At 56.2% G+C, this 20,230-nt stretch carries 17 protein-coding genes and 1 pseudogene; 2 read left to right on the top strand and 16 right to left on the bottom strand.

All coding sequences use genetic code 11. The features are described 5' to 3' along the window. Nucleotides 1–42 precede the first annotated feature (42 nt). Together ACN0VI_RS13410 and ACN0VI_RS13405 are read right to left on the bottom strand one after the other, a co-directional pair. Nucleotides 43–639 (bottom strand): DNA primase, encoded by a 597-nt coding sequence (locus ACN0VI_RS13410; protein WP_230486006.1) that lies wholly within the window; start codon nt 637–639, stop codon nt 43–45. Next, nucleotides 636–956: a hypothetical protein gene (locus tag ACN0VI_RS13405; protein ID WP_019406563.1), complete on the bottom strand. Its 321-nt coding sequence runs from the start codon at nt 954–956 to the stop codon at nt 636–638. The genes ACN0VI_RS13410 and ACN0VI_RS13405 overlap by 4 nt, the downstream gene beginning before the upstream one ends. Before the next feature lie 455 nt (nt 957–1,411). Between ACN0VI_RS13405 and ACN0VI_RS13400 the strand changes: the two genes are divergently transcribed. After that, a complete protein-coding gene (locus ACN0VI_RS13400; RefSeq protein WP_125878296.1) occupies nt 1,412–2,086 on the top strand; it encodes a DUF1845 domain-containing protein in 675 nt (224 codons plus the stop codon). A gap of 71 nt (nt 2,087–2,157) precedes the next feature. Continuing rightward, on the top strand, nt 2,158–2,445 hold the full coding sequence (locus ACN0VI_RS13395) for a hypothetical protein (protein WP_213919173.1): 288 nt from the start codon (nt 2,158–2,160) through the stop codon (nt 2,443–2,445). Here the strand turns inward: ACN0VI_RS13395 and ACN0VI_RS13390 are convergent. The 14 genes and pseudogenes from ACN0VI_RS13390 to ACN0VI_RS13325 all read right to left on the bottom strand — a co-directional run bounded on the left by ACN0VI_RS13390 (nt 2,433) and on the right by ACN0VI_RS13325 (nt 20,157). Then, complete coding sequence (locus tag ACN0VI_RS13390; RefSeq protein WP_044314987.1) at nt 2,433–3,107, bottom strand: nuclease-related domain-containing protein; 675 nt, start codon at nt 3,105–3,107, stop codon at nt 2,433–2,435. The two genes, ACN0VI_RS13395 and ACN0VI_RS13390, sit on opposite strands and share 13 nt — an antisense overlap. Before the next feature lie 14 nt (nt 3,108–3,121). Then, nucleotides 3,122–4,120 (bottom strand): TraU family protein, encoded by a 999-nt coding sequence (locus ACN0VI_RS13385; RefSeq protein WP_417447111.1) that lies wholly within the window; start codon nt 4,118–4,120, stop codon nt 3,122–3,124. 44 nt (nt 4,121–4,164) lie between these two features. Continuing rightward, nucleotides 4,165–5,370: a TrbC family F-type conjugative pilus assembly protein gene (locus tag ACN0VI_RS13380; RefSeq protein ID WP_230486002.1), complete on the bottom strand. Its 1,206-nt coding sequence runs from the start codon at nt 5,368–5,370 to the stop codon at nt 4,165–4,167. After that, a complete protein-coding gene (locus ACN0VI_RS13375) occupies nt 5,364–5,942 on the bottom strand; it encodes a S26 family signal peptidase (protein WP_052816817.1) in 579 nt (192 codons plus the stop codon). The genes ACN0VI_RS13380 and ACN0VI_RS13375 overlap by 7 nt, the downstream gene beginning before the upstream one ends. Beyond that, nucleotides 5,942–8,446, bottom strand: coding sequence for a type IV secretion system protein TraC (traC, locus tag ACN0VI_RS13370; protein WP_417447110.1), 2,505 nt, complete (start codon nt 8,444–8,446; stop codon nt 5,942–5,944). Before traC ends, ACN0VI_RS13375 begins: the two co-directional genes overlap by 1 nt. Beyond that, entirely contained in the window at nt 8,427–9,128 is a 702-nt protein-coding gene (locus ACN0VI_RS13365; protein WP_417447109.1) for a DsbC family protein, read from the bottom strand. The genes traC and ACN0VI_RS13365 overlap by 20 nt, the downstream gene beginning before the upstream one ends. Before the next feature lie 131 nt (nt 9,129–9,259). Further along, nucleotides 9,260–9,604 carry a TraA family conjugative transfer protein gene (gene traA, locus ACN0VI_RS13360; protein WP_026012508.1) on the bottom strand — a complete coding sequence of 115 codons (345 nt, stop codon included), beginning with the start codon at nt 9,602–9,604 and terminating at the stop codon, nt 9,260–9,262. A 146-nt stretch (nt 9,605–9,750) separates the two neighbouring features. After that, nucleotides 9,751–14,811 (bottom strand): annotated as a pseudogene (locus ACN0VI_RS13355) (tandem-95 repeat protein); the annotation flags it as partial. A gap of 640 nt (nt 14,812–15,451) precedes the next feature. Beyond that, nucleotides 15,452–15,925: a type IV conjugative transfer system lipoprotein TraV gene (gene traV / locus ACN0VI_RS13350; protein WP_417447108.1), complete on the bottom strand. Its 474-nt coding sequence runs from the start codon at nt 15,923–15,925 to the stop codon at nt 15,452–15,454. A gap of 10 nt (nt 15,926–15,935) precedes the next feature. Continuing rightward, complete coding sequence (locus ACN0VI_RS13345; RefSeq protein ID WP_417447107.1) at nt 15,936–17,249, bottom strand: TrbI/VirB10 family protein; 1,314 nt, start codon at nt 17,247–17,249, stop codon at nt 15,936–15,938. Between the two features lie 14 nt (nt 17,250–17,263). Further along, nucleotides 17,264–18,331 (bottom strand): TraK domain-containing protein, encoded by a 1,068-nt coding sequence (locus ACN0VI_RS13340; RefSeq protein WP_417447106.1) that lies wholly within the window; start codon nt 18,329–18,331, stop codon nt 17,264–17,266. A 130-nt stretch (nt 18,332–18,461) separates the two neighbouring features. Then, nucleotides 18,462–19,097, bottom strand: coding sequence for a TraE/TraK family type IV conjugative transfer system protein (locus ACN0VI_RS13335; RefSeq protein WP_417447105.1), 636 nt, complete (start codon nt 19,095–19,097; stop codon nt 18,462–18,464). Next, on the bottom strand, nt 19,097–19,387 hold the full coding sequence (gene traL / locus ACN0VI_RS13330; protein ID WP_019406471.1) for a type IV conjugative transfer system protein TraL: 291 nt from the start codon (nt 19,385–19,387) through the stop codon (nt 19,097–19,099). Before traL ends, ACN0VI_RS13335 begins: the two co-directional genes overlap by 1 nt. After that, nucleotides 19,384–20,157, bottom strand: a complete 774-nt coding sequence (locus tag ACN0VI_RS13325) for a DsbA family protein (protein ID WP_417447104.1) — start codon at nt 20,155–20,157, stop codon at nt 19,384–19,386. Before ACN0VI_RS13325 ends, traL begins: the two co-directional genes overlap by 4 nt. Nucleotides 20,158–20,230 lie beyond the last annotated feature (73 nt).

The following is a 20,230-nucleotide window of genomic DNA, read 5'->3' as shown; positions in this document are numbered from 1 at the left end:
CCAATCGTAAGGAACCCGGCGTGTTACGGCCGGGCGCTGGGTTCAAGACAGTTTCCTGACCTCCCAAAGGTTCTTATGGGTGTTTACCCACTCGTCTTCAGGTTGTCCGTTTTTGACGTTCGCCTTCTTGAGCACCGTTACCGGCTGTTTACCCATGAAGGTGACGCTGATGGTGCTAACCCCCTTTTCCGCGCCGGAGCGACGAATTTCAGGGGCCAGCTCTACGCCCCAGATCAGGTGTTCACCGACTCGCAAGAAGAATGAGGGTCCATTTTTCTTGTTGAAGCGGTAAGGGGCATGACCGCTACCGCCATACAGGCCGGTAACTGACTTGCCCGCGATGCCACCGAAGCTCAACTCAACGCCCTTCTCAGATGACTGGATTTCCTGATCATCGGAGTCGTCGGGCTTGAAGGGGATCAACTCCCCTCGAATTTCAGATTGAGCATCGGTTTGAGCATCGGTGTTGACCTGTGCTCTTCCGTTGAAAAGACGGTTGATGACAACAGGTTCCAAGGTTGGCTCCGCAACCTCGTCATCAGCTCCCGGAAGGAGATGCTGAGAACGGGGTGACAGTATTGCGAGGCCCAGACTGGCCCGCAGGTAGGTTGGCTTATCGAAATCGACGCGAATCATCATTTCACCTCCTGGCAGCGCAGATAGGTGGGAATGATGTAGTTGTCGTAATCGATACTTGGGATGGCTGTTACGCGTGCAGGCACTGGGGTGGTGCACTTAACGCGAAACGTCTTGCTCGCCATGGTGTAGCTTCGGCGGGACTTGAGGTTGGTGGTGACGGCTCGAATTATGTCTGGTGCGTACATCGCGAACGCTGCAAGCACGACACAAAGCGCGAGAGGCATCAGCGCACGTACCACTTCCGGCTGATAGATCATTCCCAGAAAGGTAGCGAGGACGCTATATCCCAGGATGACTTTGACCTTCAGATTTTCCATTTCATTTCTCCGTTTGCTTGCTGCAGACGGAGAAACCCCCGCAGGGAGTTTTCCCCGCTGCGGGTTGTTATGGCACGCAAAAAAAGCCCCTAGTGGGACGCTCTTTCTGTTTGCCGTTGGTTAGATCGGATGAAGCCCCGATTTGGCTGTACCCAGCTCACATGATGATGCTGGGCTGCCTGGCCGAAGATCGGTTCAGGCTCTTGTCGAGTGCAACATGCACCTGACGAAGATTCATTGCGCTGAGGCGCGGGGATGAGGCTGATGTTTCGCAAGCACTACGGAGAACATGAGTGCTTGGCTGAATTTTGAAGCTGTCGGGCGCGTTTCGTCAACCAGATGCGTGCGGTATCCGACGAATCCTTTTGCTTACCACATTGTTGTCAGATTGGACGTTTTTTGTGCTGCGCGGTTTGGTGAAATGGTGTTGCCACCAACATCACGGAGTTATCCCAATGGCCCTTACCCCTATAGCCAAGCGCGCACCGTACTCGACTGCAATCATGCGGCAGACGATTACCTTCAAGACCCAGGAAGCCAAGAACTACATCGGCACCTGGCTCAACAACGTCTCCCTTGCCCTGTTCACCCTTGACGTGATTTCGCGCAAGCGTCTCGCGCGGCTGAACATGAGCACCAAGCAGCACAAGGCCGCTACCAAGGCGCTGAATAAGCTGTTTGCCGACTTCGAGAAAGAAATTAAGGACGACTCGGCCCGCCTCGAAGCAGTGCTCAAAGCCCAGCGGATCACTGATCGCGCTGAGCACAACAATCCGCGCTCGACGCAGGTCGAGATCACTACGCCTGAACTCAAGCGTGCCGTGGATCTGCTGCTGGCGTTCGACAACCTCATCATCCTGGTAGATACCGTCTGGCTGATGGGCATCATGGAAACGGACGAGGCGAATCAGTTCCGCCAGCTCAAGTCTCGCCAGCTCAAGGGCCTGTTCGTCAACATCTACAAGCTCAGCCAGGCAGCGAAAAAGAGCGCCTACGATCAGGAAGACCAGGAAGTGCTCGCTGAGATCGCCGTGGAAGAGCAGAAACACGAGATCACAGACGCACCCAGCGAACTGCCCGACACGGCGGTTGAAGAAGCGGTTGAAACCAAGGCGGAAGCCGTTGCGTAGTGCAACGCTGATTCACGCGTACCGACATCGCCCTGCTTTATGCAGGGCGAATCATTTGAGGGCTCCTAAACATGTCATCTGATGCTGGTAATTCGGTCCCGGTGAGGCGGGGGAGGACTCGGCGGGAGCGGAACGACGATCCCACCAACCCGGCAAATGAGGGGAAAGCTCTTGCGGCCCTTGGGCCGCAAGAGGTTGATGCGCTGGAGGACTTCGAGCTGGACGTGGTTGATATGGGTAACCATGCGGTACGAGTACCGCTCTGGGACAGTCAGCTCTTCGCTGCGATAGGCATTGGCATGCTGCTGGGCTCTATTGCAGGCATTCCCATCGGAATCTACCTCTACTACAACCCCTGATCCGCATCCTTCCTGCCTCCCTTCGTCTGGGCCTGTAGCCGTTCAACATGACGTTTGCCGGCCCAATACCCCCCTCTGATGCGCCTACGGCGCAATGACGCGCAGATATCGTCCGTGTGCCGCCTGGAGAAGATAGGTGTTTTGTAGCTCTGGATCTTGCGCACCGCTTCCCAGATGCCATAGACGCGCTCGGGCTTGCCATTTGGAAAGTCAGCACTTCCCGCCATGACCGCGTAGCTGTGGATCTTTTGACTGTGGACTCCTGCAACCTGCTGAACAGCTTTGACGTGGGCATAGTTCTGTAGCAAAGGGCTTTGCATCCTGTATTTGCGCCGCCCAACGATCTGCAGCCACTGGTCTGGCTGCAGAGGGTCGTAGACGATCTTGCCCTTGTAGGCCTTGGTTTCCAGAACGAAAATCCCGTAGCGGGAAACCACCACATGGTCGATCTGGGTACTTTCACCCTTAGTTTTTCCCCGGTAGATGCCGTTAGCAAACACGGTGTACTCACCGCTCAAGCACAGCCGCAGCATCAGGTTCACCTTGTATTCGCCCCACCAGCCCCGGTATGCGGGCGTCTCCATGAGACGAACGTGAAGAAAGCCTGCCAGGATGGCCATCGCGATGGTCGGCGGGAGATAGAGAGAGAGAAATTCAGTCATTTGTTAGCGCTTCACTACAGTTTTGAGCAGCAATCAGTCCATCGCCAGATCATGTACATGCTGTCATTGAGGGTGCCGGGAACGTGTCGATTCGTGCCGCCGTCCCAGTGATAGGGGTGTTCACCGATCCACATTCCCTCCTGCGTCATTGCCTTGGGCCAGAACTGTGCGAACTTGTACTGGGATTTCGGAATGGTTGGGTAAATGCCAGCCGTGCAGACGTTTTCGTCACCCATCGTTCTTCTCGCCAGTCCGCGACGGTGCTGCTGGCTCAGCAAGCGGGCACTGATCAATGCAGAGGTGCGATTGAAGTCCTGCGCTGATACATGGCCCGTCAGCGGATATATTCCGCCCCAGGTGCCGGAGCACCACCACATCGACTCCAGGGGCTCCTGGCCAGCGGCTAAGGCGCCAGACTCGACGGCGCATGCCGCGCGTGCCACCGGGTTGGCCACCGCTGCCGATTCAGGATGCTGGAAGAAAGCTAGCGTTGCGTTCCCCCAAGTTGGGTCAATTTCGGTGAAGGAAATGATGTCCACGTCCAGATAGCCATCAGGATTGCACTTGGTCGGCGTGTACAGGTCGAGGATCTGCAGCAAGGGGAAGGCGTAGTAGTGAGTCTGGTAGAAAGACCCGTCTTCCATGTCATCGCGCTTTGCATGGTCCTGTACCAGTCGGCCATAGGAACGCTTGGAGCCAAGTGGCAGGGTGACTCCACCGAGAGTGGGCGAGCAGCCGGGCTTGCGGACATTCTCAACGATGCGCGCTGGCTCCCACATTGCTGTGATGATGCCCGGCTTGTAGATGCCCGAGGTGCCTTCTTGGCAGACGCAGAACACCTGCTTCGAGGCTTTCGCCGGAGCTGTGCCGGGGGTGATCTGCACACCGGAAACCTTGATGGGAAACAGGCACGCCCAGCAAATATCAGTGAACAGCTTTGGCCCGAAAATGCCAGAGTCCTCACACATCGCATCAGCGGCTGATGCTGTCCCTGGTAGGGAGAAGATCGCCAACAAGCACGCCGCTATTGCCGGCAGGAACCGTTTGATCCGCCTCATCACTTTTCTGCTCCTTCAAGCTCATCTCGGGTGTACTCGCGCACCGCGAACATAAGTCCCTCGGCCGTCACGACCGATGGTGCTCGCAGGATTTGGAAGCGCTGCGCCATGTCACCCGGCAGCAGGTACAAGGGGCCATTGATCGCGTCCTCTACAGACTGGAAAAGATCCCAGCCAGAGGAAGGCGGTATTTGTGTCGCCATCACCGTCACAAACAGCTCATCGCCATGCGCCTCGTATTCCCGCTGGGCAAGCCGAACCTGCCAAGGTTGCGTGGGATCGATCACAACGAGTTTCTGATTGAACGGCATCATTTCCAGCGGATTTATTCGCCCCGCTTTCTGCACCACGTTGCCGTTTGCGTCCTTGAGGTCAGCAGGAATGATGACGCTGGGGTCAACGAACCGTGTTGCGGGCGCAGTAACGGGCGGGAGTGGTGTGCCGGTCTGGGTATGCCAGAAACGATCGATAGCGCGCTTCTTCATGGCCTCCATGTCCATCGCTTCGATGCGTGCCTTGGCCACCTGCAGGAAATCAGGCTCAATGATTTCGCTGGTTGGTCCATACACACCGAGGTCGCGCCCCTTCTCGCCCGATTCCGACAGCGCCTGATCGACCAGGCGAGTCGAAGATATCCCTGAGGCCTTCACCAGCAGCTCGTCGCTCTCATCTTCCAGGACGATAGCCGGCACGGTTTCGATGCCATGTCGCTGGAACGCGAGCGGGTCCAGCAGCACGCTAACCTGGCTCTGCGTTTCCTGCGTGAGCATGTGCATCTTGGTGACTGCATCGACCATCTTCATGCCTTCAGGGATACCCCGGAAGACGATGCCTGTTGCAGGGCGTCCATCGTAGCTGGTCAAGATGTCTTTGATGGCCGTGGCGCCTAGCGACCAGGAAACAAAGATCAGCGTGCGCACGCCATCACCCAGCGGATGTTTTTTGCTGGGCTGCTCGGAGTTACCGGCCCCCTGCAGCTGCTCTGGCTGCACTGGGCTTTGCGACGCAAGCCGCTCAATCCATCGCGTTTCCGTCTCGGGGATCTGCTGGCGAGCACTCTCCCCATCGCGGACAGCCTGCCGGGCCTGTTCCAGAATTTGCGGGTCCATCGTGCTGATATCGATTGGCTTGATGTCAAGTTCACCGGCCACCGCTGAGGTAGAGAGCGCAAGCGCGATGGCCACGCCAACGAGATGCTTCACCATATCGGGTATGCCCTTCCCACAATCTGTTCACCCTTGACCGATCCCCAATAGCGAGAGTCGAAAGAGTCATTGGTCTTGCCGAAGAACCAGTAACGGTCCTGGGCGATTACCCCCTCGCGCACGTATCGCTGCGGATCGATCCCCTTCTCGGTGGCTACGGCAAGGCCCTCCCCGACCACCTGGTCATTGATCGTGGTCTGCTCAAGTTCCACCTTCACGGTGTCACCGGGCATACCTTCGAGCACCTTCACGATCTTCGTTCCATCTTGAAAGATCGGACCGAGGCCTACCGAATGAAAGGCGTAAATGCCGCCCCTCACAGGCTCGCGGTCGCCTTTGTCGATGATCCAGATCCGGTATGGCGGTAGGCACAGGTATTCCTGAGGTGCGATGGCGATGCTGTAACGATGTGCGAGGCCAACGATCATTCCGGCCACAACCAAGGACAGTAAGCTTCCCTTGACCAAGAATCGTGCGCTGGGCATCGGACGTGCACCGCGAAGTTTTTTCGCCGCTGCGCGGGCCTCGGCTCGCACAACCGCCTGTTCCGGGTCAAACCGTAGAAGGCCCATCAGACCTCCTCGTAAGCGCTGGACTTGAAGGCCACACCGCGATCTCGCAGCACACGAAGAATCGCCTCGTGCTGAGGCACATTGGCCATCGTGTAGTTGCGGATCGCCTGAACATCCTCGGGAGCCGTCGAGTACAACAGCTTCGAATATTCATCCACCGTCAACCGCGCGATACCCGCTCCTCGCGGTGTGAGCATGAAAATTTCGGAGTAGTGGCCCTTGTAGGACTTCACGGTCTTGAGGATGCGGAAACCACCGTCTCCAAGCGGCAGTCGCTTGTTTTCCTGGATGGCGTCAATGGCCTCGGCTTTCTGGCCCAGCAGCAGAGTGAATGCCGAGTTTTCGGCGATAGCCTGGCCGACCTTGTTCTGATAAAGGTCGTTGACACCCTGCGTGATCACGATGGCACTGCCACCATATTTACGAAAGCGGCGATAGCCATGCTCGATGAACTCACCCACGTTGCCCTGGCTCAGCAATGACCATGCCTCATCGATGATTACCAGCTTCGGCCGGTCGCGCTCACCGAGGTACATGTCCTGCTGGATCTGGTAGATGAGCTGCAGCAGCACTACCTGCTGCAAGTGGGTGCGCCCTTTCAGTTCCTCCAGCTCAAGAACGGTGAAAGGGTTGCGGAAGTCGAGGTTGTTCTTGCCGTTGAAGAAGCGCCCGTATTGACCCTTGGAGGTAAAGGCGAAGAGTTGGTGTCCGATGTCGTTAATTCGTGGATCTTCGTCCTGCAGCAGAGCCTCGGCGATGTCATCGACGATCATCGCTTTGCCTTTGATCTCCCATACCTGAGTCAGATATTTCTTCAGGCCAGCCGTCTGCCGGTCGATCAGCGGCACGGTGGGTGCTGCCATAGCGGCGAGGAGCCCAACAAGCACGTCTTCTTCTTCGGAATAATCTTCGATCAGCTCGAAAGGATTGAGGCACAGCTTCGAATCCTGGCCGAACTCTGCAAAGTCGCCGTTATAGGCCTCGCAGGTTTTCAGGTAGGAACGGCCCACGTCGATACACCAGACCTTCGCTCCAATCGACAGGTAGGACGTGATCAGATAGTTCGTCAGGAACGATTTGCCCGAGCCTGACTGAGCAGCGATGGTTCCGTTGTAGTTGGTGTCCGAGTCAAACAGGTGGAACGATATGGGCTGCCCGTTGCGCGAGATGAATGGCGCCACGGCCGTGCCGGTACCCTTCCAGTCACCGTAAATAGGCAGTAGCGGCAGTGCCTGAGCCAGACTCATTGTCTTGTAGCGGAACATGTCCCGGATCGCGTCAGGGTCCGCACACATCGGCAGCGCGTTAATGAACACCGGCAGGACGACATAACGGTCCTCCATGAAGGTGAAGCTCTGCGTAGAGAAATGACTTTTTGCGTTGGAGGTAGCCTGCGTCAGCTCTTCCTTGTCTCGACCGAACACCACCAGTGTCATTGCGGCCTGTACGTTGGGCAGGCCCTTGTCGAGATCAGTGAAGAGTGTTTCGTATGCGTTTCGCTTCTGGACGATCTTCGGAACGAAGGTGGCCATCGGGCCTTGGGTCTGGTTGATGGCCCAGCTTCGACCGCGTGACAGCTTGTCTTTCGTTTCAAGCTGAGGGGGGAAGAAGAGCGTCATGGTAATCACGCAATTGCCGCGAATACCGCCGCGCTGGGACATGATGTCGGCCAGATATTGCGATGCCTCACCTTGCCACATGATGTCGGGAAACTTCTTGATGCTCAGCGTTTTGAGCATGCAATCGTCGCCGATCAGAATTCGGTCTGGGCGGACCTGAACCGCGCGATTGAAGTCTAGGATCTGCTCGTTGAGTGGCTTGTCTTCGTCTGCGGTGATCTGTGGATCTTCCCGCCAGCTGGCATGCTGTCCCTGGTTGAGAATTGAGGTGAAGATTTCCTTGTACAGATCGTTGGTCAGCGGCACTGGGGCCAAGCCGCAACTATCCAACGAGGTGCCCAGGCCGTCCGACAGGTCCTTTGCTCGCGTCGCTTCGGTCATAGAAGGCGTGGCATTGGATATCGGCATGGTCACCGAGATGACCAAGCTCTGCTCACGAACACGCACCCCGGAGATCTTGTCCACCGGCTCCAAGGTGCGCTCGGCAAGATAGTCAGCACGGGCATGGGTAACACGCTGCAGCAAGTCCAGAGTCTCTTTGCTCATATCGAACTTGCCGGCTTCCATGAATGCTTGACGCATGCGCGTGAAGCTCGTTTTGATGCGGTTGATGTTTTCAGTGCAGATCAGCGAAAACTGAATCGTGGTTCCTTCAGGCCAGTCCACGGTTAAGCCGGCTTTAAGGCGCGCCCCCTCGTCACCGGAGGAGCCGGCCAGCGGCTGGCAGAGGAACGCGAAACCGAGACGATTGCCTGCCAATTGAAACAGGTGCAGGTTCGGGTCATAGGCTAGACCGTTGATCAGCTTTGACAGCCGGGGGGTCTGGTTGATGAGCGCGGAGAACGACGACAGCATTTGCGATTCCTCAGATTCGGTTGTTTTCAATCCAGGCACGAAGCCCTTCAGTCGGCTTGCCCTCGCGGGTAAGGCCGTCATCACGAATCAGGAAGGGCACGTTGCGTGCCCCAAGGAACTGGGCGGTAATTCGCCGCTTGCCAATCACATCGATATCACAGGCCCCCTCCGGCTTCTGCGCCAGAGGTGTCGTCAGGTCACCCTGCACGCCAGCTTTCCAGGCAGCCGCCTTGTCTTCAGCACAATGCAACTCTTTCGTGCGGGAGGCGCTGCGGTCGCTTAGCAGGGGGAGCATCAGAACATCGAGCCGATAGCCTTCAGGTAGTGAACTGCGCGCCTCGGCGATCACTTCCTTGCAATAGCCGCAGGCCGGATCTGAGAACATCGTAATGGCCTTGTCGCCGGTACCGACAGTCATCGGAGCCAGATCTTCAAAGCCCACATTGGCCTTATCGATAGGGATGTAGTTGGCGGCGACCTTGACCTCTTGCAGGGTCTTCAGCTCCTTCTGGGTCCAGGTGTCGTACAGCACGCCCTGAATGAGGAAGCGGCCGTTGTCGCTGATCACGGCGAACTTGCCATCCTTCTCGATGGCAACCATGCCCGCCGCAGGCAGAATTACCATGTTGTCTTTTTTCGATTGCGCGAACGCGGTAGTCGTAGCTGTGGCAAGTGCCAAGGCACAAATGGAGGAGATCAGAACGCGGGGCATGAGCATTTCTCTTCGGGGAGGATGCTCACAGGATAGGGAGAGGGGAAAGAAAAAGGCCGTCTAAACTTACCAGATTCTGGTTGGTTTAGACGGCCTTTGGCGGAAGGCTCAGGAAGGGGAATATCCCGGATTCAGAGCCCTACCGGCAGGGTGTTCAGCGCTTCGATTACATCCAGGGTAGCTGGTACGGTTGCGGTCATGATCGACTCGATTACGTCCGGTGCAGCGTAGAGGCCAACGCCACCGCCGACGCCTGTGATAAACGGCATCAGAGACTGGCGCAGCGCGCCGGCACCGATACCACCCAGCACCATCAGGCCAATGATGATGCGGCCAAGGGTGCCTTGCATCCAGTCAGTGAGCTGAATCCACACACTGTCGAAGTCATCCCCGCCGGTACCGCCGAACGCAGCGGTGGCCGCGATCATTGCCCCTGCCAGGATAAGGGTTTGCATTGCCGGTTTACTCAGTTGCATCGCATGTCGCTCCTTCAAATATGCGCAGGGCCTGCGCTCGGCAACCATTGTCCATAGTCAAAACGCCTATTTGTGCCGGTATTCGACCAGATCGTTGTAAGTTTTAGGCACAAAAAAAGGGGCCATCGCGTGGCCCCTTGTTTCCATCAGTAGTTCGCGACGGTTGGTGACTCCGCGCCCGAGTCGTCGATGCCGATCAGCGTGACTATCGGCTCCCCATTTGGGTAGCGCCACATCGGTATCGAGATAGAACTGGACGATAGCGACTGCTGTACGCCGTCGATATACCAGAGATGCCGAACGATACGCCCATCTTCATCGGCACAACTCGCGCGGGCGATCCAGCTTGACCGGCCTTCGACCACTTCGATGCTGCAGCTCGGCGGGATGTTGGACTCGACCTTGATCTGCGTCTCGCCAGATGCGGTGTGGCCCATCATCGATCCAATCTCCAGCCGTACCGTATGATCGCCCTTGTCCAAGACGGCACGGCCATAGTCACCGGAGCCCTCCAGAGGATCACCATTGAGCGTGTACGTGCGTGTCTCAATTCGGTCCTTTGGGTGGCCTCCTGTAATGCTGGGTCGAATCAGAACACCCAACGGAGCACGGTTGGCCGGGTTATCGCCACTCCACGACAGGGTTACCTCGTAGGGCAGTGGTTCGCTGAACTCCAGCTCAGTTTCAGCGTAGGTATAGTTGCCGCGTGCATCACTTACGTGCACACCAAAGGTGTAAATGCCTGGCTCGGTGATCCGCAGTGAGCGGCTTGTCTGCGACGTATCCTTGATGATTTCAAGCCCTGGATATGGAGGGATATCCCAGTCCATTTCTAGACCCTCGAACTCTCTGAACAGACCGAGCGAACGCACCTGCAGGTCAAGATCGGCAGGAGCGTAAACCGCTGACATTCCGGCTTTGATCGCCCAGGTGGGCCAGTCATAAGACCAGAAAATCAACCGCTGCTGAGTTAGACCCTTACCGCCCATGTCCTCGTAACCGTTAATCCAGCCCATGAAGCCCAGAAAGCTCTGCTCCTTGTTGAAGTCATCCATGGTCGGGGTATAGGACACCTCACGTTCATGCACTTCTTCGCCTGTCGGCAAAATGAAGTACCCATCCATGGTCAGATCCATCTTCGGATAGGGCATCATCATATTGGCTCGCCAAGTCGCCTCTTTTCCGACTTCAGGTCGCCCAGGACCGATGATTTGAACTCGCGGCGGTCGGACTGCTCGGAACGCAACACCTACCCGCAGCCTCTTGTAGACGCGACTGTCATCAGGCGAATCCGCAAATTTCACCCGGCTCATCAGGTAAACCCGCTCAGCCTGGTCGCGCGTCAGCTCGTACTCGCCTGTGCCCTGAACCCATGTCTCTCCTCGATCCTCTGACCACTCGACGACCATCCCTGAAGTGTCTAGTTTTTCACCGTTAAGGTCAGTCAGCACAAACCTTCCAACGTCGCCGATGAAGACGTTGCTCGGTCCTTTTAGCCGCGCTGTCGGGATTTCGTAGGCTATGACCTCGATCTGGGGGGTCATCGACTTGGCTCCCGAGTTCCGGTTTGTCATCTCAGCGCGAAGCAGGTAAGTGCCCTTCTCAAACGTCATCGAGAGACGCTGCGGAATCTTGCCGGTGTTCTCGACTGTCTCCCAGGTGACGCCGCCGTCCGTGCTCATCTCCCAGCGAACATCACCTACGTCCTTTGCCTCGAAGCGATCCACCGTCATGGCATAAAAGGTGTTTCGCAGCGGGGCCACCCCAATAACGCGCAGAGCCTGGATCACGCCATCCAGCGGTTCGCCGTTCAATACGGTCAGAAACATCGGGTAGTTCGACTGTCGAATTGACTCATAGCCCGGCAGCGGCGAGCGCACACGCGCCTCAGCAATGACCCGAACCGCCTTGTTCGTCAGCATTGCAAGATCCAGCTCAAAGCTGGCAATCCCCTCCTCGTTTATCGGTTCCCAGTCAGTCACCGGCTCATAGTTGATGCCAGCAGTGGTCATCAGCAGGCGAATATCCCAATCCCCCATCGTCGCCAGGTTGTAACCATCCTGCGGGTACTGGGTATCGAGCATCTGCACATTGACGGGCAGCGCTACGCTATCCAGAACGCTCCGCTCGTCGTTAAGGATTACTGGCAGAATCTGCTCGTGCGGAACAGCGTAAAGCTGTACTTCCTTGACCGTCTCGACCGCTGGCAGCTTGGTAAAGCGCGCGTCTATGTTGAACGGCGTTAGGCTCCACAGAGGCTTTTCCGTGCCTTCGAGACTGCGCATCAGCCGCTGGTTACGGCCATAGCTCGGGAAAGTCCCCTTTTCAATAACGGTACTGTCACGGCTGAGCTTGAGGTCGATGCTCGCAGGCAGCGCCATTATGGAAAGGCTGCCGACATAGCCTCCTCGCTGCGACACCCAGTAGGTGTTCTCATCGATCTTCTTCTCCTGCGGCAGCTCGATCTCGATGGCAGGCGGCTCGATGACTTCTACCTCATGGGCGCCATGTGTCAGATCAACCTCCTGACCGCTAGGCGTGAATACCGATGCTTTCCATGCGATTGAATGCTGCCCCACTACCGACGCCGCCCCGACCAACTGAGGTGCATGCCAAGTGGTGCTCTGTAACAGGCCTTCCGGCAGCGCGGTCCACCGTATAAAGCACATGGAACGATTCCAGTTCTTCGCCGCGTTGCGCGCAATCGTTTCGTTTGTCGTCAGTTCGCAAACATCGTTGTTCTGGGCGCGCAGCAACAGCGATAGGTCCTGCACGGCCTGGTAGGTCTGCTCTGGCGCCGGCTTGAGTCCGAGCTGCAGCAGGCCCGTGGGCGACACCACTTTCAGGTCATGCGAAAAGTCAGCGATCCAGTGTTTGCCTCCCTTCGGATCGAACACATAGGCCTTAGCTCTGACCGGGAACTGCCCGACCTCGCCGCCAATAGCCACCATAGAAAGCAGGTTGGCATGTCCGGTGTCGCGCCATTCCTCAGGGGTGATTTCCCACTCGATCAAGCAGGTAGGCTCCTGCAGGACATTCTTCGGCTTGACCAGCTGCTCGGATGTCAGAACCGCACATGCGGAACCCTCGGATGCGAAGCTTATCTGAGCAGTTTCGAGCCCCTGTTTTACCTCCCAGCGGTCAGCCTGCAGCGAGCCTTTCGGAGTCCAGACATTCACAGGGATGGCATAGATCGGCCCGCTCATGTCAGCGCGCGAAAGGTATAGATTCGCCGTTCCATCGACACCCGCTTTGAGGCCCGCCAGCTTCGCCTCAAGATAACTGGGCTGCAGTTTAGTAGGCGTCAGCCGCATGCCTAGATCCGGCTCAAGGTCGCGATGCTCAAGCTTCACGCCCACCGCAGAATCCGGCGATACAGCCGCCACAATATCGGTACCCAGTGCAGCCAGCAGCTCGGGACTGCTCACCTGTAGGCCATAGCTACCGTTGCGATAGGTCATGAAAGTGGTGACGGCCGGCACCGTAGGTGCAGAACCACTCTGCTCGACTTCCCGGCCCTCGAACATCGCCCATGCCGACTGGAACCTGATCTTGATGTCTTTCTCGAAGATCATGCCGTCCTGGTCGGTCGTCTTCACCCGAATGACGGTCGGTTTGTCGTCATCCGTGCGCAGTGTCAGCGTGTTCCCTTCTATGCTCGCAGTGCCGGCCTCGGGTTGGCCCACAACCGAGAACGTGTGCGATCCCCAGTTATTAGGATCGGTCGCCTGAAGTTGCGTGGTGCCACCGATGCCTGCGTACAGCACCACTTCACCTGGAACGATGTCGGTCGGTGCATAGTTGAACTTCTCAACCACCACATTGGCCACGCCGTCCACGCTGGCCCCAGCCTTATCTGTCGCCCGGATTGTGAAACTATCTTCTCCGAAGAATTGCGGGTTGGGCGTGTACTCAAGCATGCCGAAAACCAACTTGGCCGAGCCATTCGCCGGTTGTGTAAGGATCTCGAACGAATGCTCGTCGCCGTAGGGCAGATCCACATCGGTTACCGATGGGCGCACATGGTCACTGGCCATCCCTTCCTTGGCAGGGATAAAGGCTTCAGTCGCTGTCGGTGCATCGTTCACATAAGTGACCTCGACCGTGATGGGTTTAGGCTCTGAGTACAGACCATGGCTGTCCCGAGCGCGGTAGCTCAGACTCAGTGTGCCGTTCCAGTCCTGTGCCGGCGCGATGGTGATGTCGGAGCCAGCAAAGCTGAACGAACCCTCTGCGGGGTTGAGCGTTCCGATGATCTCGAAAGTGTGCGAATCGCCTTCGATTCCCAGGTCTACATCGCTGACCGTCAAACGAATCGTCGTGCTCGTGTCCTCAGGAATGCTTGCCGTTTTCTCGTGCACCACGGGCTTGTCGTTCACCGGCCGCACGATGATGGTGATGGTTGCGGTGTTGGATGTGGCTGATTTGGAGTCGGTGGCTCGGTATGTCAGGGTCGTCGTGCCGTTCCAGTCTTTCACGGGCGTAAAGGTCAGCTTGTTACCCGAAATGCTGGCTGTTCCGTGCGCTATGTTTGGCGCGGTAACGATGCTCCAAGTGTGGCTGTCGCCCTCATACTGCAGATCAACATCTGCAACTTCCAACGTGAGCGTGCCAACAGTATCTTCGTCGAGAGCCAGTGTGGTGTTACTCACCGTTGGTTTGTCGTTGACGGGAGTTACCGTTACTGCAACTGTGGCCGTATTCGAATAGGCACCAGAATTATCCCGTGCTCGGTATGTGAAGCTAGTTGCTCCATTCCAATCTGCCTTTGGGGTAAAAGTGACCTTATTGCCACTGATAGTTACTATGCCATGCGAGGAACTTGGAGCCGTCACTATATGGAATGTGTGCGTATCCCCTGGGTCTACGTCAGCAACAGGCAGCGTGATACTAGCTGTAGTGTCCTCTTGCAATGTCATAGATTGATTTTGAACCATAGGAGCATCATTTACAGGAAGAACAGTGATACTAACTGTAGCCGTATTTGAGATTGCTCCCGCAGGATCTATTGCTCGATATGTTAATGATGTCGTACCAAACCAGTCTTTTGACGGAGTGAAAGTTAGGATATTGCCGCTAATAGAGGCTGTGGCATTTGCTGGCTGACCAGTCAGTTCATAGGTAATTTGTCCATGGTCGTCTGATGCTGTCAGTGAAAGCGTACCAGTTGTATCCTCATTAACACTCAGCGTTTTATTTGCTACTGCGGGAGTTTTGTTATAACAAACAGAAGTGTCAGTCCAGGCACTATGGTTCTTTTTAGAACCGTCCGACCAAGTATCGAAAGTGCGCGTCTGGCTCCATGTGCCAGATGGTGTTAGAGCCGGGCATGTAAGTGTTTGGCTTTCTGATGACGTTCCAGTTTTAACTGCAACACAGTTTCGACCTGTTTCATACCAACTTGAATAGTTACGATACGATCCATCAGACCATACTTCAAAGTCGCGACGCATGCTCACCGTCCCGCTCGGATGGGTGACAGGGCACGCATCATTCCTTGTTTCGAAGCTGTTGTGGCTAAAGGTTACAGATACAACACAGGTGTCTGACTTAAGTGTGTAGCCACTTGGGAATTTTTTCAGGTATGTAAGGCAACTTGATCCGTTAGGAATCTTCCTACCCCAGTGCTGTACTCCGGTCTGGCCAGCAGGGCAAGCTGTGGTGTGAGAACAATTTATATATTTCACACCCCCGTCAGCATACGCAGTGGCGGAATAGAGAGACAACATCGTCGAAATGATTACCAGAGTACGGAATATATGTCTGAGAAGCTTCCACTCACATATTGTATTCATTAATAAAGCCCCCAATAACCAGAAGGCCGCAAGTGAGCGGCCTGTTATAGTCTTAATTCAAAGGTCGTAGCGTATGTGATTGGCTGCTCTGCCTCGACCCTATCTCCCAGCGCCTTGGTTCAATTTCCGTGTAGATAAAGCCAGGCACATACAGATCGCCGTTCTCATCTTCCCAAGGATCTACTGCAATTCGCATAACAACAGCCTGGGTGCGAATCGGAAGCGGGTTTCGAGCGCGCATAGGGATGGGAGCGTTGTCTGCCCCTTCGGCATATAGGACGCGAGTAGATGGCTCTCCATCTACCTTATTGCTTTTATCTGAGCCATCTTTCGCAGCTTGCTGCTCTGCCTGAAGCATGGTTTTGTAGTTCTCGTTTTCCGTAGCGCTATAAACGTCCTTGGCTGACATACAAGACACCCCTTCCGGCATGCCCTTACAGCCATATTCAGTTGAGCCGATACTGAGCATGTTCGAGCATCCAGAAACAACGAAAGCTGCAGTACATATTGCGATTAGTTTATACATGTCCAATTCCTTAATTTACATCTGCAACTTTCAGGGTTGTTGAGTTGAACTTTACAGTCATCCCTTTGTTTACGATGAAATCAACATTCCGCATTGCGTCGATTTCAATAACGGGGAAGATGTTTTCAGCCATTTCGAGGTAATAATCAGCAATGCGCTCCAAAGCTGAACCAGCTCCACGGGCGCCAGCGGCTTGCAGCGCATTCGAATCAAAGGCTTGCTCGTAAACAGGCGCCTGCGTTTCCCCGCCGTCCTGGAATCCACGGGTGATGTTTATCGACGGCACCTGGCGTACATCGAATGCTGAAGCGGCCCCTTCCATGAGGCCTGCCATCAGGCTGCGTGCGATGAGCTGGCCTTGCTTGCTGACCAGTCGCCCACGAAGTCCTGTCTTCCCGTCCTCGCCAGTCGCGTAAGCTTCGATGGGGGCCTCAAGAACAGTGCCGTCATTACGCACGCAGGAAATACGCTCGGCACGCATGTACGCGCGTTCGGAGCTGAGGTCGCCCCAGCCTCCTGCGATCAGCATGCACTCTCGAAAGTCGGCCCGAAAACGGTTGGGCAGAATGGCCTCGCTCTTGATTCGAAGCAGCGATGGGAATGGGTCACGCTGAGCCTGTTTGCCGGTAGGTGCATCCATGCCGGTAACCAGTACGCCAGAAAGGATCGAGCCGGCCGGGATGGTCACCGACAACTCCTTGTCCTCCTCGTCTTCAGCCTTGGCCTTCTCGTTGCGGATGACTCGGATCTTCGGTGCCTCGACCTTCTCACTGCTGCGAGCGCGCGGATCGACTGGCGGTGGGGGTGGAAGATTCGAGTAAACGTCTCCCAGGGCATCAGCTGAGTTTGTCGCCTGTTGCACGAAGTGAGGATTGCGCTCAGGGATCAGCGCCGTCGCGGCTTCTTTCACTGCACCAGCATCATTACTGCTGCTTTCAGAGCCCTTTTCTACATTGCGCCCAACGCGTCCAATCTCTTGATGTAGCAGCTTGATCTGCTCTTCGAGGCTGGTGACCTTTTCCTGTGTTTCAACCAGCTTGCGATCCTTCTCGGCGGCGCCAAGGGTGCGCTGCAGGCGCTGTTGCTCTACCTGCATCTGCCGAAGCTGTGCAGCCATTGCATCGATACCGAGAGCACGCGGATCTTCGTCGGTAAGCACAGCTGCAACTGCTGGCCTCACGGCCTCTCTGGAGCGCGCCTCAGGCGTTGCGAGATTCATCGCGTATCCCACCAGCGTACCGACTACCAACACGGTTCCGCCGATTGCGGTGTACATCTTCGTTTTTGGCGACAAGCCTGCAATCGCGTTGCGAATGGATTCCATGGACTGTGTTCTCCTTAATCCAATAGGCTCGGGCGCACGGAAGTGTCGGCGGTGATGGCCGGGACTCGCGTTACTACAAACACTTCGGTTTTCTGGCCTGGCTCAAGCATTTCATGAGGCCAACTGCTTACAGCTGCGCGATTCGGGTGCGAGCACGCGCCATGATCGAACTCGACGGTTTTGCCAGAGATGTTTTCCGCTACAGCCACGTAAACCCGAAAGTCGTGGCCCTGGATCAGCTGAGACTTTGAGAAATCAAAGCTCAGTGCTGGCTGAGCACAGGCCGGGATGCTGTCCCCCGATCTGAGTGCTCCGAAGCTGTATCCGCGAGGCAGCTTGCCCACGGCCATTTCGCGCATGAGCGAACGCAGTGTGTCCATATAGGGTTGGCTGCGCTCCCATTTACGAGCGGTTCCGCTGTAGGCAGTCGAGCCCATCGCCGGCATACCGACAGCCCCGCCCTGGATGCTGCGCGCAAAGATGAGGTTTGCTTGGATCGGAGGAATGCTTTGCGGCAAAAGCGTGAGGGAGATGGCCACAGACTCATCATCCTCAGGTGTTACGAACATCGTGACCGGCTGATCATCCTGCGTGGTGACATAGATGACATTGCCGCTGGTAGAGATCTCGGCCTGGCTTACGGTCTGGATGTTAGGGCTGTCGAAGGGCGTAACCAGCCGATTAATCTGGGAACGGCTGATTGGGATCAGCGTGTTGGTGCCTGATGCAACGACAACATCCTGCCGAGTTTCCACCGGCTTGTGCGGGGCCTGCCGCTGCGGCACGACACTGGCTGGAACAGGGGGTAGGTCTTTGGCGCTGTTCTCAACCAGGACAAGACGTTTGGGCGCCTCTGCGGCCTCAGCGGGAGCTGCGGTTTGCCCAGGGTTTACTTGGCCCTCATGCTTGTTCTGTTTGGCCTCAGGCGCGGTCTGCGGCTCAACAGGTTGAACACTGGCAGCCACGGGCATGTTCAGCCCAGGGATCTTGATTTCTTCACTAGCGTGCACCAGCGGCGCGATGGTCATCGCTGCGACGAGCGTGCCCAGTGCGAATGGATTGTTTTGCGGTCGGGTTTTCATCGAAAGGCCTCAGATCACTGATGACCCATTTTCCCGAGTTGAGAGCGCGCTATGGGCTCTAATTCGACAACATTCTGGTAAGCAAAAAAAAACCCGGCTTCAGCCGGGTTTGTCTACGCCAAGGGTCCATTCAACCGCGCCGGCGCTCCTCGCGCTCTTTGATCTTCTGCGCCTTCTTCGCCTCGCGATCAATCACATCCTGCGTTCTGGCATCGCCGGTATTTGTGCTTATCCATGTAATGACTGGCTTGTAGTTCTTGATCTGAAGGTCCACCTCGTAGGTCCGGTTTGATCGCCGCTTTCCACCTGCTGGGCCTTCGCTGACTGAGTTGCCTGTGATGAAGAAGCGGTGCTCGTTGACGGTATCGCGCAGCACTTTTTGCGGCTCAAACGAGAGGGTCACCCTGTCCTGACGTATCTGAAATATCTGCTTGTCCAGCACTTCCATCGTGGACTGGTAAATATCAGGGTGGAGGATAGGCCCCAGGGCATCCTTGATAATGGTTGCGTTCTCAGGCGTCACGTTTCCCAGCAACATGCCTACATACATGGCCCACGCGGTCGCGTACTCGCTGCTGCTCTGGGTCTTGCTGACCCACGCCGTCTCAGTCAGCGTCGGAGGTACCACCGTGATGATCTGATCTTTCTTCATGGCAGAGCACGAGCTTGCAATCAGCGCGACAGTCATCGCAAAAAGGATCAGCCGCAGGAATTTGTTTTCTCCACGCATCCCGTCGAATGAGTTTTTCAGATTGGATAGAAGCATCAGATAAAATCTCGCTCGTATGAGTTAGGCATGCTGCGGTTGCGCTTGAAGCCAATGGCTCCCATGTACCAGTAGATTGCATGCAGCAGATAGCCATCGGGTCGGTTGTCACAGTAGCGACGATAGATGCGCGCCAGGACCAGCCCCAGGCCGAGGCAAATGGTGAGCTGTGCGAGCAGGATGCCGGCAACCAGGCCAACGCCGATGGGCAGAACCTCGTCTATACGCCAGAACAGCAGATAGGGCGGCTCGTCGATGTGCGCGGGGATTTTGGTAGGTTCGTCACTCACTGTGCAGCTCCTGTTTTGCTGACCTGTTCCATGGCATCGAGGATGCCCTTATGGGATGAGTTGTCCCCCTGCAGAACAATCGAGTTGCCGGTGAGGTTGTCGATCACCATCGTCGAGGGGGTTTGCTTGATATCCAGTCGAATCGCGTGATCCATATCGGCGATGACACGCTCTACTACCTGCGAAGAATCCATGCATTGGCTGAAGCGCTGCCGGTCGATATCCATCTCGGCTGCATAACTGCTCAATGAAGCGGCGACTCCCTGCCCATTCCCCCTCGTGGTGTCGAACACTCGCTGGGCGAACTTCCATGCCGTTTCCGAGCCCCCCTGCTCACCGGCGCATTCAATCGCCAGCGCCTGCTGCCGGGATGCCTCAGACAAGGCTGGCACATGCATCAACGCAGCGTTGATATGCCCGCCAGAAGAGTCGATGAGCGACTTGATAACGGGGAAATGCTGCTTGCAGTAGGGACATTCGGTATCCGTCATCTCAACCAGCGTGAAGCGCGCTTTGGTGTTGCCATAGATCCAGTTATCCGGTGCCGAACCGTCCTGCCCCTGGTTGGGCGCGCTCTTGCTCGTTTCACCGATGAACATGCTTTTCAGCTCGTCCATTTCATCAAAGGTCAGAGGTTTTTGAGTCGCGACCTCAAGCTCTGAAATCTGATCTTGAAGCGCCCCCACAGTCTCAAAATGCTGGTAAGCGCCTACAGCTAGCGCAGTAGCAAGGCCGGTGGAGATGATGATCAAGGGTATAGATGCGGACATGGATCAGAACCTATCTGGGCGTTATGCAAAGTGTGAATTGCTCAACGCCCAAATTGGCCTCTAATCTGACACG

This window comes from Kangiella sp., assembly GCF_048265365.1.
GTDB lineage: Bacteria > Pseudomonadota > Gammaproteobacteria > Enterobacterales > Kangiellaceae > Kangiella.
Note: the sequence above shows the minus strand (reverse complement) of the source record. Positions and strands in the feature narration are given on the sequence as shown.

Coding starts and splice junctions, on each gene's coding strand:
- ACN0VI_RS13410 (WP_230486006.1), bottom strand. CDS start 639: ATGATGATTCGCGTCGATTTCGATAAGCCAACCTACCTGCGGGCCAGT.
- ACN0VI_RS13375 (WP_052816817.1), bottom strand. CDS start 5,942: ATGGGCCTTCTACGGTTTGACCCGGAACAGGCGGTTGTGCGAGCCGAG.
- traA (WP_026012508.1), bottom strand. CDS start 9,604: ATGCAACTGAGTAAACCGGCAATGCAAACCCTTATCCTGGCAGGGGCA.
- ACN0VI_RS13395 (WP_213919173.1), top strand. CDS start 2,158: ATGTCATCTGATGCTGGTAATTCGGTCCCGGTGAGGCGGGGGAGGACT.
- traV (WP_417447108.1), bottom strand. CDS start 15,925: ATGTATAAACTAATCGCAATATGTACTGCAGCTTTCGTTGTTTCTGGA.
- ACN0VI_RS13340 (WP_417447106.1), bottom strand. CDS start 18,331: ATGAAAACCCGACCGCAAAACAATCCATTCGCACTGGGCACGCTCGTC.
- ACN0VI_RS13400 (WP_125878296.1), top strand. CDS start 1,412: ATGGCCCTTACCCCTATAGCCAAGCGCGCACCGTACTCGACTGCAATC.
- ACN0VI_RS13365 (WP_417447109.1), bottom strand. CDS start 9,128: ATGCCCCGCGTTCTGATCTCCTCCATTTGTGCCTTGGCACTTGCCACA.
- ACN0VI_RS13335 (WP_417447105.1), bottom strand. CDS start 19,097: ATGCTTCTATCCAATCTGAAAAACTCATTCGACGGGATGCGTGGAGAA.
- ACN0VI_RS13380 (WP_230486002.1), bottom strand. CDS start 5,370: ATGGTGAAGCATCTCGTTGGCGTGGCCATCGCGCTTGCGCTCTCTACC.
- ACN0VI_RS13325 (WP_417447104.1), bottom strand. CDS start 20,157: ATGTCCGCATCTATACCCTTGATCATCATCTCCACCGGCCTTGCTACT.
- ACN0VI_RS13345 (WP_417447107.1), bottom strand. CDS start 17,249: ATGGAATCCATTCGCAACGCGATTGCAGGCTTGTCGCCAAAAACGAAG.
- ACN0VI_RS13405 (WP_019406563.1), bottom strand. CDS start 956: ATGGAAAATCTGAAGGTCAAAGTCATCCTGGGATATAGCGTCCTCGCT.
- ACN0VI_RS13390 (WP_044314987.1), bottom strand. CDS start 3,107: ATGACTGAATTTCTCTCTCTCTATCTCCCGCCGACCATCGCGATGGCC.